Genomic DNA, 18,334 nt, shown 5'->3' with positions numbered 1-18,334 from the left:
GCACCACCTCATTTCCTACTCTGGCAGTTCAAAGATACCGTGTTCTGTTACTAAAAATTTCCCGTGTTCCTGCAAGTGAGAAGCGTAGGCTTCAAAGTCAAAGTAGTATTCTTGACAGTCCTCGGATAAATGCTTGAACATCGGGTCGTTCATCAGCTTTTGCCTTGCAACATCTATCATGCTTTTACAGTCGGGATAAACAATAATCACGTTCCTGCAAATATAAAGTGCTTCTAAATTTTCAAACACCGTAAGTAGTGATACATATTCTTCCTGCATATCACTTGAAAGCTGGCGGTACATAAAATCTAATTCGTTGAGCTGGTACACGCTGGTGTGTTCGTGGACTTCATCAGCATAAGGCAACACCTTTTCGATAATACGATAATCCCCACTTTCTGCACCGATACCTAACTTTTCTTCAAACTCGGCAACATCTATCGGCAGGTCGAACCAGTATGATATTGTTTCTTCGCCAGTTGTTCCTCTCGTTTCCACCAGCACCCTTGTTTCCTGCATTGTTCCTCACGTCCTTTCTGTTGCTTCATCACATCTTTTAAGCTCTGGTACGACATACCAAACACATACTTTGAAAAATCTTCTAACTGTTTTATATCATAATTCGTAAGCGGTAATCGCTTCATTTCATGCCACACTTTACGCTTGTAAGAGGGCAGGTTAGAAATATAATCACAGCCGACGTTTGCCTGCATATCCTTAAAAATATCGCTCATTTCATCACTCCAATCTGATTTTAGGTAAGAAAAAAGCAGTCAATCCTAAGACTAACTGCTTTATGTATATGGATATAATTTGATTAAGTTTTAAAACCAGTTTGTTTTTTCATCTCTAAATTGAGGGTTATCGCTGTGTTGATATGGATTATAGTTATTCAGATTGCAACCATATTCTTTTAATGATTTGATTTTGTTATCTTCTGTCCATTCAATTAAGGAAATACCGTCAAATTCTTCAACGCTTCCCGTATTCATTTCATTTTTAAAATACCATTCTACGACAGTTTGATTTTCTTTATGAAAGAACTGTTTAATATCCCAAATAATGACTTTACCACGAGTATTCCATTCATTAAACCAATGTTTTACTGTTTTAAGATTTTCATATTTAGGACACCAGCTTTCCGTATAAACAACATCTTCTGTAAAAATTTTATCTATTCCTAAGTCTTGCTGTTTCAACCACATATCAAACCATAAACGAATAATTTTTTCTCTCTCATTCAAAATAGAACACCTCGATTACTTCTTTTTTCACATTATAGCACCCATACATCAGCCCCACAATAAAATTTTATGCACCGATAATCTTATTGAACAGCTCTAACAGTACATCTTTCACACCGCCAGCATTGAATACCAAGCCGACAGCAATCAAGGCAACTACCAAGAAACCGATAAGTTTTGAAAACTCACGCTTGAACCCTAAGTAGATACCGATAACCACAATCGACATAAGCACTAAGCTCTGTGCGTTGCTTAAAAACCATTGATACAAATTTTGCCCGAAATTCATGTTATTTGTCCTCGCTTTCTTTTAATTTCTTCATTTCATAGTCAGCTCCTTTGCCAACACTTAAAATACACATCAAGGCTACGCCGATACCCGTTCCAACAGATACCAGCAGGAAGTCTTTCAATAATTCCCACATTTTTTCATCACTCCTAACTTTCTACTAAATCTTTTGCAGGGGTCGTCTGCTGTTTGATTATCATTTCATGCTTTTCTGTGAGCTTTGCCTGCTGTTCGATAGTTTTCATGTAGTCTGTTCCGTTTCCCTTATCAATCCTTTTCAGCATTTTCAAGGTCGGTGCTACCTGCCGTTGTACCCACCGCAATGTACGGTCTAAGGTGTAAGGCTCTGGCTTTGTCGTCAGCTTCAAGCTCTGTCTGTTATCGCCGATAAACCACGCCCAGCGGTCATTGAGTTTCCAGTCATTTTTTCGCTTGTCTGCTTCTTCATCAACAAACCGCACATACTGGTTGATGATAGAAAAGGCAGTCTGCTCTGCGTCATAATAGGTCAGCAAATCTCGTACTGCATAATAGGCACGTTCATTTCTAAGCCGTATCTCAAAACGGTTGATAATGTCGGCTTCTTCCAGCGGTGTCCCTAACTTGACGTACTGCTCATAGTCCTTTTCATAGATACAGAAATACACATCTGATTTTAGCGAACCAAGATAAAGGGTGCGTCCCATATATTCTCTGTCGTCCTCTCTATGCTTGATAAGCTCGCCCGACTGATAAAACTTATAACTTCTGGACTTTCCGATATATTCCCGTTTCCTGCATTTTTCCGCAAGCTCTGGAATATCCAAAATACCCGTATGGTCGTTGATAGCAAGGTCGATACGCTTCATCACGCCACCGTCTATGAGTGCGTCCATGAGAAAGTCATACCAACTTCTTTGTTGTGCCAGCAGGTAACTTTCAAACTGTCGGCAACCACGCCCCTTTAACTCTAAAAGGACACCTTTTTCTTCGTCAGCCGACGTATAGATAAAGATGTCCCCTAAAGAATAATGCTCCGTATAACTGTAATGTCCGTAATCTTCATGGAGCATATAATTGATATTCAGTTTTAATATATCTTTGATGATGTGCTGTATATCCAGCGTGGGAAAACGAATTTTCACATAATCAAACAGCATGGTAAGCGGTACTTCTGGATTGAACCTTGCCAGTTCCTTATGCAGAGTTTCCAGAAGTTCCTTTGACGGCTTCATTTTTCCACTTTCTATCTTGTTGAAATATTCCCTTGTGATACCAGAAGCCACCGCCAGCCTGCCTTGTGAGATACCGTAAGCAATCCGTTTCTCCCGTAATTCTTTTATCCGTTGTTCTTCATTCAGAACCATACCCCCAATCTGTAAAGTGTGAAGTTTTTTAAGGCGACTTCACAGCCGATTTTTGCTAGAAAACCATGCCAGAAGCCTTATGTTTCCTATGTTTTTTGTCTATTGTCTATTTGCAAACGTACCCCTCTGTTAGATACCGAGGGGTTTTACCTGCTGGCGTGGCTGACGCCACACCAGCAACGGCTAGTCCGTGCCGTCGCCTTTCGCTTCGCACGTCGCCGTCCCGTCCTGCCTTGCTTGTGCAAGAGAGCTGATAGTCTGTAAAAAATCATGTCCTTTTGGGACTAAAGGCGTGTAAAACTCACTTATGACGCTTGTTCCCACATCACAATAGCCACGCCCCTTGATACGCTTCTGGAAAAACTGCTTTTTCACATCTGAACCAAACAGCATACCGTAACCTAATTCGCTGATACGCCCAAGTCCCACACGGAAATTGAAGTTATCTCTGATACCATCTGAAAAATACTTTGCGTCTGGACGCTGGCAGGCAACAATAAGGAAATAACCTGCTTGTCGCCCTAACATAACGATTTTCTTTAACTGGCTAAGTAAGCTCACGCTTTCTTTTGTCCCCAACATTTCAAAAAACGCTACATATTCATCAAAGATAAGAAAGCAGGGTGGAAGTCCCAGATAGGCGTAGTTTTCGCCCGTCTTATAGTTCGGGTGTTGCTTCATTTCCTCACTTCGCCGTACCATGCCCTCATAAAAGGCATTGACGCAATCAATCATTTCTTCTTTGGTGTGATAGACATTAGGCATGACTGTTCCCAAGTCTGCAAGGTCGCTGTTCTTTGGGTCTAAGATATAAAGGACAGCGTTGGTATGCAGTAAGGCTTCAATGAGCGTCAGCAGAAAATAAGTTTTACCGCCACCAGTCCCACCAGCAATCAAAGCGTGAGGGAGTGCGTCATATTCCCACACAAGATTTTTCATCAGCCTAAGACAGCCGTTTTCTGCCCATACTTCATCAATGGTAATGCGGTTTGCTATCATGTCATAAAGCAGGGTGTATTCAATATAGCCGTCATGTAAGGTCTTGTCGGTCAGCTCGCAATACAAGCCACTTTCCAATTTATCCTCTAACCGTAAAAGCTGGTCTTGATATTTTCCTAACGTGATTTCACAGCGGATATGGAGCAATCCCTTTTCCATTTGATAATAAATCTTTGGAAACCAGACGATTTTTTCCCTTGATCTGCTTTGCAGGTCAGTAAAAAAACCGCTGTCTTGTACGGTATCGGCTTCATACCACTTATTTTCCAGTATCATTCGTGCCAGCTTTTGACGATGCAATAGCTTCTTGAAACTGTCGTAACAGAAGCGGTAATACAGAAAAGCGACCAATGCACAAACACCAGTCGCTATCAGCACAGTTATGAAGTTGTAAGGGGAAAGCGTCAAGCCGTTTTCTAACAAGCTGAAATGTTCCCAGTCGGTACGCATGAGCTGTTTGATGTTCAGTAGCAGAAGAACCGCCATGAATACAAACAGAAGCGTCCCTATGGAAAAGTGGTAGACAAGGTGCTTGTCGCTGGCTCTGATACGGTGTCCTTTGTTCCAAATCATACGCATAAATCAATCCTTTCTAGGTATGAAAAAAGCAGTCAATCCTAAGACTAACTGCTTAATCAACAATAAAGTGTAAATTTTATTGTTTCTTTTCTTCTTTTTTATCTTTTTTATTTTTTCTATCCCACCAAGTACCTGCTAATGAACAACTTCCGCCCATAACTATAAAGCCAATCATAATAAGCCAAAATTCCATGATTTCTCCTCCCTTTTAATTTGTTAAATGCTGGCAAATAAAAATTACAACAAAACATATAATAAGTGCGATTACACCTGCAATGAATGCAAATATGATTTTTTGATAATTTCTTTTTCCTATTTCTTGTTGTGTTTCATCATGCGTTAATTGCTTTCCGTCAATAAATGCCAAAATTTCTTTATAGGTTTGAATGTCATGGCTCTTTTTGAATTTTTCAATCTTACTTGCCGTATAGAGCGTTATTGCAAACAAGCATAACCAAATAATAATTCCTATATTTCCCTTAATACTAAATAAAGGATAGGCACTTATGGCTACGACTATCAATTCAATTAGGAAAACTACACTTATCACATTAAACTTTTTAATAGTTGCTTTTTCTACAATCTCCCTCATCTCCTTTATATCTTCTTTTATAAAATTATCTAAAGACACATTGAAGATATTAGATAAAGTAATTAAACTTTTAACATCTGGACAACTTTTATTTGTTTCCCAGTTAGAAATTGTTTGTCTTGAAACAAATATTTTAAGAGCCAGTTCTTCTTGAGAAATTTTTTGTTGTTCCCTAAATTTTTTGATTTGTAATCCAATATCCATCTTGAATCTTCTCCTTTATTGTATATGAATATAGCTATTTTGTCTGTCAAAAGCCTTTGACATTGCCATTTTCCCTTGTCAAAATAGTTTTACATGGCTTAAAACAGAACTTTTCAACTAATTATATCGGTTCTATATATAAGTTACAAGAAAAATATGGGCTCACATTTATTTTTTCATCTGTCCTTGCGGTACATGGTTCTGTGGATTGCCTGCGTTCTGATTGCCTTTATTCTTCAACACAATATCCTCTGCCTTTACATACCAGTCCACATCTGCACCCGTATAGGTTTTTCGTGATACCGTATCGGCTACTGGATTGACAAGCTCCACAACTGCATTGTACGGAAATTCCCTTACTGGTACTTCTGGCGGTACAGACACGGGGATAATTCCACCATGCAGACTGCACTTCAAATCATAGATACGCTTTTTAAGCTGGGTACTCGGTGTCCCGTCCTCATTCTGCAAGAATACATCACGCACTGCTGTAAATTTTAATTCTCCAAATGTTTTCTCTTTGTCAATAACAAAACCGTTTGATAATCTCATAATATTTTCACTCCTTTACTTTTCTTCAACTGCTACAATATCATCAGCAAGTAACACATAATCGGTATGTCCCATATCCCCAATTGCGTAACCTCTGCCGTATAATTTCGGATTGACAAGTTTTACTTTCTGTTCATACTTGAAATGCTTTTCGCCAGCCTGCACGGGAATTTCCACGACAACATTTTCGCCTTTCTGCACATCAGAATAAAGGTTGTAGCTTCGTCTGGCTAAGACCCTGCGGTTATTTTTATCTCTTTCAAAGATAGGCTCGCTTTCGCCTGCAAATTCAAGTGTTCCAAAAGACTGTGCCATATCTGGCACGACATATTTCATTTCCATATTGTTTTACCTCGTTTCTTTCTATATTTGATAAGTTTTTGATAGTGATTTCTTATTCTGGCGGTTAGGGAAGTACCAGCAAGTCCCCAGATAGTAAAGGGTAAAATAAATGCTTACGCACCCTTGACTATCCGTGTTCTTGCAGGTAAGTAGCAGACAAGCCAGAATAAGCGGAAGTCTGCCGACACGGTATCGGCGGAGAACGTGATTTTTCTTTTCTCATATCGTTACCGCCTTATGATTTCTTCATTTTACGGCGTTTGCAGAAGAAGATACCTGCCAGTCCAGCACCAGAAGTTAGTAATAATGCAAGCAGTCCGTAAAGGTTCGTGTTATCGCCCGTTTTTGGACTGTCTGTTTTATGCGGTGTATCTGGTGTCTGTGGTGTTTTGGGTTTCTCTGGTTCTTCTGGGACTTCGGGTTTTTCCTTAAAGGTAATCGTCTGTCCCTCGTTGTCAATGTCTTTATGCTCGGTAACTTTCTTCGGCTCGTCTGGATTGCTTAAATCGTACAATTCTTCAAAAGTTACAAGCTGTTTGCCGTCAAGAGAAGTAGCGTCAAAGGTAAAGGCAACTTCCGCTTTCATAGTTTCGCTGTCTGCGGTAAAGGTGTAATCACTTTCCACACGTTTTCCATTGATAAGAAGCTCTGCATTTTCTTCTTTCAACATCTGCCAGCCTACAAGTTTGTACTGTGTGCCGACTTCTAAGCCCTCTAAGGTTATGGTATCAATGATTGTTACCTCTTTTCCAGCTTCAAGCTCTTTGTTGCCGTCCTTATCGGTAGCAGTCGTATGAATTTTGATGATACGCTCTGTGATAAGTACCGTCTGTCCGTCGTCCTCAATGTCTTTATGTTCCGCAACTTTTACGGGTTCTTCTGGATTGCTCAAATCGTATAATTCCTCGAATGTTACCAGATTTTTACCGCCAAGCTCGGACGCATTGAATGTATAAGTAATTTCCACTTTCATAGCTTCATCATCAGCGATAAAGGTATAGTCATTTTCTACACGCTTTCCATTGATAAGAAGCTCGGTGTTTTCTTCCTTTAACATCTGCCAGCCTTTGAGCTGATATTTTGTGCCTTTTGTAAGTCCGTCTAATTTGACGGTATCAACGATTGTTACCTCTTTTCCTGCAAGGATTGTCTTTTCGCCGTCCTTACTGGTCGCTGTGGTATGGATAGAGATTTCTTTTTCGTATTCATCAGTCAAAGTACCTAAATCAATCACAAGGTTATTTCTTGATACCACGATTTCAAAAGGTGGGATAAGCTCAAAGCCTTTGTTACTATCGCAACGCATTTCTTCAATGATGTAGGTATCATAAGGCAACGCCCCTTTGCTGTCGTCTGGTTTAGAAGTTCCAAACCATACACCGTCCTCGCTGGTCTTTCCTGCGTTGGTATTATGCTTATGAGAAGCCCAGTCAGAAGAAGTGGAGAATTGCCCGTTATCATCAGTTACCACAACATGACTTTCGCCCGTTGTCTTGCTTGTGATCCTAAAGGGAACATCAGCAAGACGCTTGTGTGTGCCTGCTCCGATTTTTACGCCCTCAATATCTCCACGCTTAATCTGATTGTAGATAGAATGGGCTTCGTCGGTTAAATCAACGATTTTTCCATTCTCTGTGATTGCAAAATCAATCGGTTTTGCACCGTCTGTCAAATATCCGTTTGGAGCTTCACTCTCAACGATACGGAATTTTCCATAAGGTAAAAGGTCAGCAGACGTAGAAGCGACACCCTCAATGTCTGTATGGATTGTCTTTACCACTTCATTTTTCTTGTATAGCTTGCCCTCAACCAGTACCGCATTATCATTTAAGGAAATGATGTCAAAGGCAGTATCTTTCAAAGTGGCACTTCCTTGTGGTTTTGTATCGCCCGTTTCTAAATCTCGTTTCTGAATTTTCACACCGCCACGGATAACCTTGTCTGATACAGAAAACTGGTTACTTCCAGTCAATACGGCAAGGTCGCCGTCCTCGGTAATCTGTGTTACATATAAGCCCTTAATCTGTTCGGACTTATCGCCAGCCTGCATATATGCACCGTCCAGCAAGTAACCGTTTGGAGCTTTTGTTTCTTCTACGGTTAGTGTTCCAAGTGGAAGAACGGCTTTGCCGTCCTGCATATAGAAACTGTCGCCAGATACCTTGTATGCGTCCGCTAATTTTGTAACATAGTGGATTGTACCGTCGCTGTCTGTTTCGGCGATTGTCTTTGTAACCCATGTTCTTGTAGCTTCGGCAGGGAGATTGTCTTTATTGTAGAAGCCAGTATAATACTTCCATGTAAATTCCGCACCTGCTAAAGAAGCGTTCCCCTGCGGATTGTCTTTCTGTGTTTCCATATCAATCTTGAAGAGTTCAATCAAAGTGTCTGTTACCTTTGGTGTATCTGATACGTTCAAGGTCGCTGTCTTTCCAGCTTCAACCTTTAAGGAATATATATTTGTATCAACCTTATATCCTGCTGGTGCGGATAATTCCTTGATATAGACTGTGTCAGCCGTTACCTCTACGACATCTGTATTTCCGTTTTCATCAGTCGTAAGGGTGGCAAGCTGTTTCGTGCAGTCCTTATCAGCAAAGACACCGTATGTCGCACCAGCGATAGAGTAATTCCCGTTACCGTCTGTAATGCTGGTATTACTGGAAGTCTTTTGAAGTTTCGCATTTCCAACATTGAGTTTCGCCCAGAATTGTCCCAATTCCTGCCCCTCGCCAGAGTAGATATAACCGCCACATTCATAGCGTCCTTTATTCTCTTTGACAAAGGCTTTTGCACCAGCGAAAACTTCGTCCTGCGTTGCCTTTGGAATTTCATCATAAGAAGCTCGCACGTTATCGCATTGCCAGCCAAGATGTACGCTTAATCTCTGCCAGACAACAAGCTGTCTTAAAAGGTAGGCGTGGTTTTTGCTTATTCCGTTGTGGCTGTCTGTGTACTGTTTTACATATTCGATAGATAAGGCAACGTCGCTTATCTGGTCGGCACTCATACGGGTGCTTGCGTCAGCTCTGGTCTTGTAGCCATTCTTAAAGTCTGTGTTAATGTCGATACAGTAAGCGTCCTCGCCCTCAACGGTCAAATGTCCCTCATTAAAGGTAGAACCAATCGAACCGTCATTCATTACTTTTTCAACGATACCGACACGCTCTTTTGACTCCGTCCAGTATTGCTTACTTTCTGCATGAACGGGTGTAGTCGGCAAAGCAGTAACGACAGTTGCAAGAGCTAAGAAGCCCGTACACAATCGTTTTAACATCTTTTTCATAAATCTAATGCTCCTTTCATTTTTGGTAATAAAATAACCGTCCATAATGAACGGCTGAAAATAGAAAAGGAACGTCATTTTAGGCGTTCCATAGTCTATGAGTTATTCAATTTTTCTTGTTTCAATACTGATGTGCTGTACCATATCTTTGCATATCTAGGAAAACTTGCGTATCAAGGCTCATTCAATGGTAGTAAATAAGTAGTAAATTGATGTGTTTGTTTCCTTGAAAATGCTGATAGATACTGTGTTTTAGCGGATAATCAGATTTTTATTGTGTTTTTAGCATAAATACGTATATTTATAGATATTTCTTTTCATATCAGTTCAACCCCCATATTTTCCACAACTCTCAACTTTTTCCACTAATATCCTATTTGTTCTTTCATTTCCATTCTTATCCCCTTCTATCTAGCAGATTCTTCCGCTCTCAACTTCAGAGAAAAAGCGGTCGGCGTGTGGGCGGCGGATGCGGTGGGAGGGGAGAAACGTGCCGGGGCGCGGGGCATTGATTTGGGTGGGGGCGGAACCTGACGCGGACGGGACGGAACGGGGGAGATGAAATCCGGCTCACAAAGCCGGATTTCAAGAGACACTGAGTCGGGAAAACATCAGTTTTCCTGACGAATTGTCTCGGTGCTCCCCCGTTCCGTCCCATCCACGCCAAGGTCTCCGCCCCACCCAAATCACAGCCCCGCACCCCGGCACGTTTCTCCCCTCCCACCGCATCCGCCGCCCACACGACGTCCGCTTTTCCTCGTCCCCCCTCCCACCAAAAAACGGCCCCACAAGGAACCGTTTTTTCTCATCTTATAATACATTCTTCAACAGCATCAGCACCGGATTATTCTCCCGAATCCATGCCAGCGCCATATCGCCCTGGATCTGCTTCATGCATACATTCCCCCAGTGTGTCGCCTGAAAGCAGTACACCACCGCAAAGAAAATCCAGATCCACAGCACCGCACGCACGACACCAAGTCCTGCTCCTCCCATGCGGTTCAAAAAGCTGATCCCCGGAATCTCCGCAATCAATTCCACAATTTTCACCGCAATCGTCACGAAAACAACGGCCAGCACCAGGGTCAGAAAGAAAGCGATTCCTTTCATAATCTTTTCCGATACCGCCTTCGCCGCGTAGGATGCCAGACTGTGCAGCTGTTCCTCCTGGTAGTCCTGCACCGCGCCGCTTCCGAGAATCTGGTTCACCAGCTCCTCCGGCACGCCCATGCTCTCCAGCCATTTCTTCTGCACATCCTGGTTTTCCCCCGACAGAAATTCATTGTTTTCAAATGTCTCTAAACATTTCTTCTCCACATACTGCGGCAGCGTTGTCCGCTCATTCAGCACATCCGTCACATACGGATTCATCCAGATCGCCAGTCCTGTCACCAGAATCAGGGACACCATGGACAGCACTGTCCGGACCAGCCCCTTTCGATATCCAGCCAGCGCGGAAAGAATACACACCGCAAGTAATACGTATCTCAGCCAATTCATGTTTTTCTTCTCCTATTTCAGCCGGATCATCGAAACGCCGTCCTCCTCCGCGAGCAGATACCGGTTCTGCCCCATGCCGAGGATCTCGTGAATCTGTGTTTCGCTGACCACTCCGCTGTACTTCTTTCTTCCATTTAAGGTATATACACACAGCTCCTGCCGGTTCGTCAGCAGAATCTGTTTTTCTTCTATCTGAAGATTCTGGTAATAGAAATCCAGATTTTCATCCGCAAGCTGTTTTCCTTTCAGATTGTAGATTTTCATCCGGTACGGATGATCGTCACTCTCCCCGCGCAGAACCAGAACCACGCGGTCGTCTGCATACGCGCAGCTTAAAATTTCTCCATCTTCTGATACGCTCACTGTCTCTTTCGGCTTGCTCGTTCCTTCATAGATGCGGAAGCCATTATCAAAAAAGGCAACCCAGAAGGATGTTCCCGCGGTTTCGATCTGCGGGCACAGCATATCGGTATAGCTCGATGAGCTTGCAAGGTTGTCCACCAGATCCTCACCCCTGCTTCCGAAATTGTAGAAAGCGACCTGTGATTTCATCTTGCCGCCGTCTTCGTAAGCGTAGGAAACCGCCATCCAGAGTCCGTCCGAAGAAAGCGAGAGATCCATCGGATAGCCCGGACTGTCCATGTTCGGGTGGGAGGAGGCGATCTCCGTTCCATCGGTATTATAGTATTTGATCCAGCTCTCCCCGTTATTTTCCAGAATTGCCGCAACGACGCCCTGGCCTGCAACGGATGCTTTCACGATCGGATACGACGCGGTAATTTCGCCGGCCTTTCCATCGGCATCGTATACAACAATTTTCGTTCCGTTTTTATCATAAATGGCAATTGCATCGCCGCAGGATATCATCTGCGGATTTTCCATGGTATAATGATCGCTCCAGAGGGTCTGATTTTTCCGGTCGCGCAGTTCGATGCCGTCGATACCGTAGCGCACGATCTTATTTCCGGATTTCTGAAACATATACGTATCGGTGTCTTCGGTCTCTGTTGCCTGTACCGTGTCGTATCCCTGAAAAGTACGCAGCTGAATCCATACCCCTGTACCGATTCCGGCTGCGAGAATGGCTCCCGCAAGGATTCCGACGTTGATCCGGCGTCTGCGTTTTCTTTTTCTGTTTTCTGCTTTATACTCCTCAAGATCCCGGATTTTTGCTCCGTTCTCCTGTTCTTCTCTGTTTTTTCCGTCCATTTTCATTCCCCTTATGTTCTTTTCGGACTTATTTTCTGCTGCCCTTTCGGCCGCAGTTTGATTCCGCTCTAGTGTACCATATTTTTCTCTATTTTGGGAGGTATATTTTCTGCCCCGCATATATGAGATCTTCCACCGCGATCTGGTTCAGTTCGCAGATATCTTTCACTCTGCTCATCGTTCCGTAATATCTCTCACTGATTTTCGAGAGGCTGTCCCCCTTCTGTACGGTGTACTCCTGCCAGACCTGCGCGGCGGTTTCTGCCGTCTCACTGCCGGAAGCAGTTCCCGGGGCGGACGATGGCTCTGCTCCCGGTGCTGGATCTGTCTGCGCCGTACCGGTATTGTTCTCCGCTGCACCAGTCTGCTCCCCGCCGGATGTGCTTTGCTCTCCGCTGCCTGCCGGATCCGTTCCGGATAAATTCTGCTCCTCACTTACCGCCGCGCTCCCGCTCTCATTTTCCGTTTCCAGTTCCGTTCCTGTGCTTTCCGGTGCCGAAGTATTTTCCCCTGTGTTTCCCTCTTCCGCCGCTGACGCTTCCGCTGCACTCTCCGCCGTCTGTGTCTTCTCTCCCTGTACGTTTCCCGCCACTGCTACCGTCTGCTCCTTAGTTTTCCCTGGAAACGGCAGTGCATCTCCGTATTTCTGCGTCACCGTCACAAGAAGCGCCGCAGCCGCGCATGCTGTCATCGCATAGAGGATCGGCTTTCTGTGATCGTGTTCCGGCTCCTCCCCGCTCTTCTCCTCAATCATCTTCCGAAAATCGCTGACAGCGCGGTCGGGCACGCTCTCTCCGTTTTCGATCGACCGGTTCTGATTCTGATCGATCAGATACGACTGCATCGGCTCATTCTTTTCATAATAAATGTAAAAGCCTCCCGTGCTCCGCAGGGTGCCGCCCTCGTACGTATAAAAGGTTTCCTCTTTTTCCTGCCCGTTCACGCGGAACAGCGTCTTGTCATTTCCGCCGAAGTGGTTCAGATGCGCTCGGATGATCTGTTCATTCAGATCCTCCCCGTATCCCGGAAGAGAAAGTGCCCAGCCGAGGATCTGCTGGTTTTTGAAATATTTTTCCATCACATCGTGGACCTCCGTCCATACTGCATCATCGAAGACCAGGTGATCCGGCGCCGGCTCCATCGTATGAATCGCGGCCGCGCTGCGGATAAAGAAGTAGGAAATTCCGTCCGCCCACTTAAATTCGCCGAACAGCATGGCGGCACGTCCCTCCGGTGCGGAAAAATATTTTTTTAGAAAGGTTCCGACATAATCTTCCAGATAAATCCGCTCTCTGCCGTTCGTGTCCCCGACCTGGCGGATATTTTTCGGCAGATGAAAGTATCCCTCGTTGCCGTTCGCCTGCTCCTTGTTTTCTTTATAGACAATCTCAATCATGCTTTTCACCCCTTTTTGCCTACTTTATCACGGATGTTCCGCGAAAAAGATCGTTTTGGGGCAGGGCTGTCACGGTTTTTTCCGACTGTTTTCCCGTTTTTCTGCACCGGAGGGCATGTCATGTTTTTTTCACTGCAGGAATAGTTTATACCATATACGGTTAAACTGTGGATGATTCTTCTGAAAGGCAGGTACCGGTCATGTTTCGAAAAAAAGACGCCGAAGTTTACTACATCAATGAGCGAAGCCGCAGCGCCAGCGAAGAGCTGGCGTCGCTGTTTTCTTACTGCATTCAAAAGGACGGACGCATGTTCCGTGAACTGGTATTTCTCTGCATCGGAAGCGACCGGATCACCGGGGATTCCTTAGGACCGCTGATCGGGTACCAGCTTTCGCCGTACTGCAGCCGCGTTTTTCATGTCTACGGAACTCTGGATGACCCGGTGCACGCCCTGAATCTGCCGGACCGGATTTCGTACATCCATTCCCGCCACCCGGAGGCACTGCTCGTTGCGATCGATGCTTCGCTTGGTTCGCGGCGTCATCAGGGATACATCACGATCGGAAACGGGGCGATCCGGCCGGGCGCGGGGGCAGGAAAGACGCTGCCCGAGGTCGGGGATATTTTTATCACAGGCATTGTGAATGTATCGGGCAGTTTTGAGCAGCTTCTTCTGCAGACAACCCGGCTTGCAACGATTTTTCATATGGCGGAATCCATCTCGCAGGGAATCCTGCTCGCCTGCCGGGAACTTGAGGCGGCCGGGACAAGCGAACTTCTGCTTTAAGAAAAACTGCAGACAACAAAACAGGCAGAGACTGCACCGTTTTCTGGTATGGCCTCTGCCTGTTTTCTTTTGTCATTTATTTCGAAAAATCTTATTTACAGAACTCTTTTACCTGCTCGTAAACGCCCTCGCCGTCGAGTTTGTATTTTGCAAGAAGAGCGACTGCCGGGCCGGACTCTCCGAAGACGTCCTGTACACCGATTTTCTTCACCGGAACCGGGCATTTCTCTGCCAGTGCGTCGCAGACTGCGCTTCCAAGTCCTCCGATCACGGAGTGCTCTTCTACGGTTACGACTTTACCGGTCTCTTTTGCTGCTGCAACGATCAACTCCTCATCCAGCGGTTTGATGGTGTGGATGTTGATGACTTTTGCATCGATGCCGTCAGCGGCAAGTTTTTCTGCTGCTTCCAGAGCGGAGCTTACGCAGAGTCCGGTTGCAACGATGGTCAGGTCCTTGCCCTCACGGAGAACAACGCCTTTTCCGAGCTCAAATTTGTAGTCCGGTCTGTCGTTGATGACTGGTGCTGCCAGACGTCCGAAACGAAGGTAAACCGGTCCGTTGTATTCATAAGCTGCTTTAACGCATGCTTTTGCTTCGATATCATCTGCCGGGTTCAGGATGACCATGCCCGGAATTGTTCTCATCAGGGCAATATCCTCGTTGCACTGATGGGTTGCACCGTCTTCTCCTACGGAGATTCCGGCATGGGTTGCACCGATTTTTACATTCAGATGCGGATATCCGATGGAGTTGCGTACCTGCTCAAAAGCACGGCCTGCCGCAAACATGGCAAAGGTACTTGCAAACGGGACGATGCCTGTGGTGGAAAGTCCGGCAGCGATTCCCATCATATTACATTCTGCGATACCACAGTCGATGTGGCGGTCCGGATATGCTTTTTTGAACACACCGGTCTTGGTTGCTGCTGCAAGGTCAGCGTCGAGTACGATCAGATTGTCATGCTCTGCGCCAAGCTCAACCAGTGCATTACCATAGCTTTCTCTTGTTGCAATTTTCTTTACTTCTGACATAACGCTTCACCTGCCTTTTCCAGTTCTGCCATAGCAATTGCGTATTCTTCATCGTTCGGAGCTTTTCCGTGCCAGCCTACCTGGTTTTCCATGAAGGAAACGCCTTTTCCTTTTACGGTCTTTGTGATGATGGCGGTCGGCATGCCTGTTACGGTACGTGCCTCATCAAATGCAGCTTTCAGCTGATCGAAATCGTTGCCGTCTGCTACGTTGATTACGTGGAAGTTGAATGCCTCGAATTTTTTGTCGATCGGGTACGGACTGTTGACATCTGCTACGTTTCCGTCGATCTGAAGACCGTTGTTGTCTACAATCACAACGAGGTTGTCCAGATGTTTTGCTCCGGCAAACATCGCTGCTTCCCAGACCTGTCCTTCCTGGATTTCACCATCTCCCAGAAGGGTATAAACACGAAATGCCTTGTTCTGCAGTTTTGCACCGAGTGCCATTCCGACTGCTGCGGAGATTCCCTGTCCGAGGGAACCGCTTGACATATCAACGCCCGGGATATGTTTCATATCCGGATGTCCCTGCAGATAGGAGCCAAGGTGGCGAAGAGTCAGCAGGTCTTCTTTCGGGAAATAACCTTTTTCAGCCAGTGCTGCATACAGTCCCGGCGCTGTGTGGCCTTTCGAAAGCACAAAACGATCGCGGTCCGGATCTTTTGGATTTTTCGGATCCACGTTCATTTCTTCAAAATACAGATACGTGAAAATATCGGCTGCAGACAGAGATCCGCCCGGATGGCCGGCCTTTGCTGCATGAACGCCGCTGACGATCCCTTTGCGGATCTCATTGGCCGTCTTCTGAAGTTCTAACTTGTTCATGTCTTTTCTCCTTGTTTAGTTGGATCGGAATCAAAAGCTGGAAATATCGCTATTGTTCACTTTGTTCACAATACCATATTTCCAGCTTTTATGCAATCATGTTTAGGTCTTATTCGCCGAATACAGCTTTGTAGTCAGCCTGGAATTTTGCGATTCCGGCGTCGGTCAGAGGATGTTTGGTCATCTGTACGATTACATTGTATGGAACAGTTGCAATGTCTGCACCAGCCAGTGCGCAGTCGGTTACGTGGATCGGGTTGCGGACGCTTGCTGCGATGATCTCGGTGTCGATGCCGGCTACGTCGAAGATCTCAACGATTTCACGGATCAGATCAACGCCGCGGGTGCTGATGTCATCGAGTCTTCCAAGGAATGGGGAAACATAAGTTGCACCTGCTCTTGCAGCCAGAAGTGCCTGGTTTGCGGAGAAGATCAGGGTTACGTTTGTCTTGATGCCCTCTGCGCTCAGAACTTTAACAGCTTTGAGTCCTTCTACGGTCATCGGGATTTTAACAACCATGTTTGGATGGATGGCTGCGATCTCACGGCCTTCTTTGATCATGCCTTCTGCATCTGTTGTGGTAGCTTTTACCTCGCCGCTGATCGGTCCGTCTACGATCTCGGTGATCTCTTTGATGACCTCTTTGAAGTCACGTCCTTCTTTTGCGATCAGGGACGGGTTGGTGGTAACGCCGCAGATAACGCCCATGTCGTTTGCTTTTTTAATGTCCTCTACTTTTGCTGTGTCGATGAAAAATCTCATGTTGTTTTTCCTCCCATATTCATACTTTCGTAAGGTTTCGGGGCCTGTTGTTTTCCGCAGAACGGCTCCGTTTTTCTGTTATCTCCAGTATAGATATGTTTGGTTTTTCCGTCAAGTCAGCCTCATTTTTATTAATTAATTTTATTATTTATAAATACTATTTTATAAATTACTCCGGCGGATTTTTTCTCATTTTTTCCGGTTTTTCCTTTTCTTTGTGTTTTCCCGGTTTGCGTCGGAGCTGTTTTATTCAAAATTATTAATAATAATTTCAGCCGTCCTATTTATTTTTTAATTTTTCGGTTCTTGCATACGAAGTGCTGCGCCGCACGATCAGTTTCGGTTCATACTCGACATGATACGTGCTTAAGGGTTCATTGCCGTCCTGGCTTTCCCGAAGAGACTGGATTTTCCGCAGGATGATATCGCACGCATCGCGGCCCTTCAATGGCACATAGTGGTCGATCGTCGTCAGGGAAATCGAGCGGAAGCTGGAATAGACGGTGTTGTCACATCCCACTACGGAAATATCCGCCGGAATGCGCAGTTTGCTCTCGAGCACGGCGTCCATGATCCCGAACGCGATCATATCATTCATGCCGACGATTGCCGTAAGGTTCTTGTCCTCCCGCAGCAGTTCCTTCGTCAGATAATAGCCCATCTTGTACTCAGAATCCATGCTCGGGATCACCTCGTCGAGGTCCTCATCCGCCGATTTGACGATCACGCCGTCGCCGTATCCTGCCTCCTCAAACTCGCGCACAAAGCCCTCCACGCGTTTCAGGCGCTGGCCCTGTTTGGAAGTCAGCGGAGGTGAAACAAACGCCACATGCCGGTGTCCCAGTTCCAGCAGGTGGCGTGCCATCAGCCTGCCGGGTTTTGCATTGTTCAGCTCGACCGCATCAATTTCCAGCAGCTCTTCTCGGTTGTTGATGATGACAAGCGGAATCTCCGCGGCCAGCTCCTCCACTTTTTCCTTGCAGCTTCTGCTCGGATTGCAGGTGTAGATAATTCCGCGCGGGCGCACACTCTTCATCATCCGAAGATAATTCTCTTCGATTTTCAGGTCCCTCTGCGTATTGCAGACAAATACCCCGTAATTCTTCTCTTTTGCAACTTCTTCGATGCCGTGCAGCAGCATCACATAGTAAGGATTCGTCAGCGTCGGACAGAAGACGACGATCAGCTTGTTGCCGTTCGACTCTCTTCTCATCTTCCGCCGCGGAATCTGGTAGCCCAGCTCTTTTGCCGCCGCCTCCACTTTTTCTACTGTTTCCCGCGAGAACGAAACGTTTTCCCGCCGGTTCAGGATCATGGAGACCGTCGCCTGGGATACGCCTGAGGCTGCTGCGACATCACTGGATGTCACTTTTTTTCTGCCCATA

19 protein-coding genes are annotated in these 18,334 nt (G+C 45.4%); 1 reads left to right on the top strand and 18 read right to left on the bottom strand.

What is annotated here, in order from left to right:
- Positions 1-15 precede the first annotated feature (15 nt).
- The 14 genes from DW915_RS07405 to DW915_RS07330 form a co-directional block, all read right to left on the bottom strand.
- The gene (locus DW915_RS07405) at positions 16-519 is read right to left on the bottom strand and encodes an antirestriction protein ArdA (protein WP_003062492.1); all 504 of its coding nucleotides are present in this window, start codon (positions 517-519) and stop codon (positions 16-18) included.
- Positions 438-734: a hypothetical protein gene (locus DW915_RS07400; protein ID WP_008687105.1), complete on the bottom strand. Its 297-nt coding sequence runs from the start codon at positions 732-734 to the stop codon at positions 438-440. Before DW915_RS07400 ends, DW915_RS07405 begins: the two co-directional genes overlap by 82 nt.
- Before the next feature lie 90 nt (positions 735-824).
- Positions 825-1,244 (bottom strand): nuclear transport factor 2 family protein, encoded by a 420-nt coding sequence (locus DW915_RS07395; RefSeq protein ID WP_003060053.1) that lies wholly within the window; start codon positions 1,242-1,244, stop codon positions 825-827.
- Between the two features lie 67 nt (positions 1,245-1,311).
- Positions 1,312-1,533: a hypothetical protein gene (locus DW915_RS07390; RefSeq protein WP_003060793.1), complete on the bottom strand. Its 222-nt coding sequence runs from the start codon at positions 1,531-1,533 to the stop codon at positions 1,312-1,314.
- A gap of 1 nt (position 1,534) precedes the next feature.
- Entirely contained in the window at positions 1,535-1,669 is a 135-nt protein-coding gene (locus DW915_RS07385; RefSeq protein WP_003061156.1) for a DUF3789 domain-containing protein, read from the bottom strand.
- Between the two features lie 13 nt (positions 1,670-1,682).
- Complete coding sequence (gene mobT, locus DW915_RS07380; protein WP_003062030.1) at positions 1,683-2,879, bottom strand: MobT family relaxase; 1,197 nt, start codon at positions 2,877-2,879, stop codon at positions 1,683-1,685.
- Between the two features lie 183 nt (positions 2,880-3,062).
- Complete coding sequence (locus DW915_RS07370; RefSeq protein ID WP_003062524.1) at positions 3,063-4,457, bottom strand: FtsK/SpoIIIE domain-containing protein; 1,395 nt, start codon at positions 4,455-4,457, stop codon at positions 3,063-3,065.
- Between the two features lie 208 nt (positions 4,458-4,665).
- Positions 4,666-5,253 carry a helix-turn-helix domain-containing protein gene (locus DW915_RS07365; protein WP_003061262.1) on the bottom strand — a complete coding sequence of 196 codons (588 nt, stop codon included), beginning with the start codon at positions 5,251-5,253 and terminating at the stop codon, positions 4,666-4,668.
- Positions 5,254-5,421: 168 nt separating this feature from the next.
- A complete protein-coding gene (locus DW915_RS07360) occupies positions 5,422-5,805 on the bottom strand; it encodes a YdcP family protein (protein WP_003062614.1) in 384 nt (127 codons plus the stop codon).
- A gap of 15 nt (positions 5,806-5,820) precedes the next feature.
- On the bottom strand, positions 5,821-6,147 hold the full coding sequence (locus DW915_RS07355; protein WP_003059926.1) for a YdcP family protein: 327 nt from the start codon (positions 6,145-6,147) through the stop codon (positions 5,821-5,823).
- Between the two features lie 235 nt (positions 6,148-6,382).
- On the bottom strand, positions 6,383-9,433 hold the full coding sequence (locus DW915_RS07345) for an SrtB-anchored collagen-binding adhesin (RefSeq protein ID WP_003060618.1): 3,051 nt from the start codon (positions 9,431-9,433) through the stop codon (positions 6,383-6,385).
- An 810-nt stretch (positions 9,434-10,243) separates the two neighbouring features.
- Positions 10,244-10,933 carry a CvpA family protein gene (locus DW915_RS07340; protein ID WP_118741862.1) on the bottom strand — a complete coding sequence of 230 codons (690 nt, stop codon included), beginning with the start codon at positions 10,931-10,933 and terminating at the stop codon, positions 10,244-10,246.
- A gap of 12 nt (positions 10,934-10,945) precedes the next feature.
- A complete protein-coding gene (locus DW915_RS07335) occupies positions 10,946-12,142 on the bottom strand; it encodes a DUF5711 family protein (protein WP_118741861.1) in 1,197 nt (398 codons plus the stop codon).
- An 88-nt stretch (positions 12,143-12,230) separates the two neighbouring features.
- Positions 12,231-13,538 (bottom strand): LysM peptidoglycan-binding domain-containing protein, encoded by a 1,308-nt coding sequence (locus DW915_RS07330; protein ID WP_055265666.1) that lies wholly within the window; start codon positions 13,536-13,538, stop codon positions 12,231-12,233.
- 200 nt (positions 13,539-13,738) lie between these two features.
- Between DW915_RS07330 and yyaC the strand changes: the two genes are divergently transcribed.
- Entirely contained in the window at positions 13,739-14,326 is a 588-nt protein-coding gene (gene yyaC / locus DW915_RS07325; RefSeq protein WP_022463275.1) for a spore protease YyaC, read from the top strand.
- A gap of 91 nt (positions 14,327-14,417) precedes the next feature.
- Here the strand turns inward: yyaC and DW915_RS07320 are convergent, their stop codons facing one another.
- From DW915_RS07320 to DW915_RS07305, 4 genes are all read right to left on the bottom strand, one after another.
- On the bottom strand, positions 14,418-15,359 hold the full coding sequence (locus DW915_RS07320; RefSeq protein WP_118741860.1) for a transketolase family protein: 942 nt from the start codon (positions 15,357-15,359) through the stop codon (positions 14,418-14,420).
- Entirely contained in the window at positions 15,347-16,186 is an 840-nt protein-coding gene (locus DW915_RS07315; protein ID WP_055219293.1) for a transketolase, read from the bottom strand. The genes DW915_RS07320 and DW915_RS07315 overlap by 13 nt, the downstream gene beginning before the upstream one ends.
- Before the next feature lie 109 nt (positions 16,187-16,295).
- A complete protein-coding gene (gene fsa / locus DW915_RS07310) occupies positions 16,296-16,949 on the bottom strand; it encodes a fructose-6-phosphate aldolase (RefSeq protein ID WP_022463272.1) in 654 nt (217 codons plus the stop codon).
- 280 nt (positions 16,950-17,229) lie between these two features.
- A complete protein-coding gene (locus DW915_RS07305) occupies positions 17,230-18,333 on the bottom strand; it encodes a LacI family DNA-binding transcriptional regulator (RefSeq protein ID WP_022463271.1) in 1,104 nt (367 codons plus the stop codon).
- Between the last annotated feature and the right edge of the window lies 1 nt (position 18,334).

The organism is Blautia sp. AM42-2, from assembly GCF_003480245.1.
GTDB lineage: Bacteria > Bacillota > Clostridia > Lachnospirales > Lachnospiraceae > Fusicatenibacter > Fusicatenibacter saccharivorans.
Note: the sequence above shows the minus strand (reverse complement) of the source record. Positions and strands in the feature narration are given on the sequence as shown.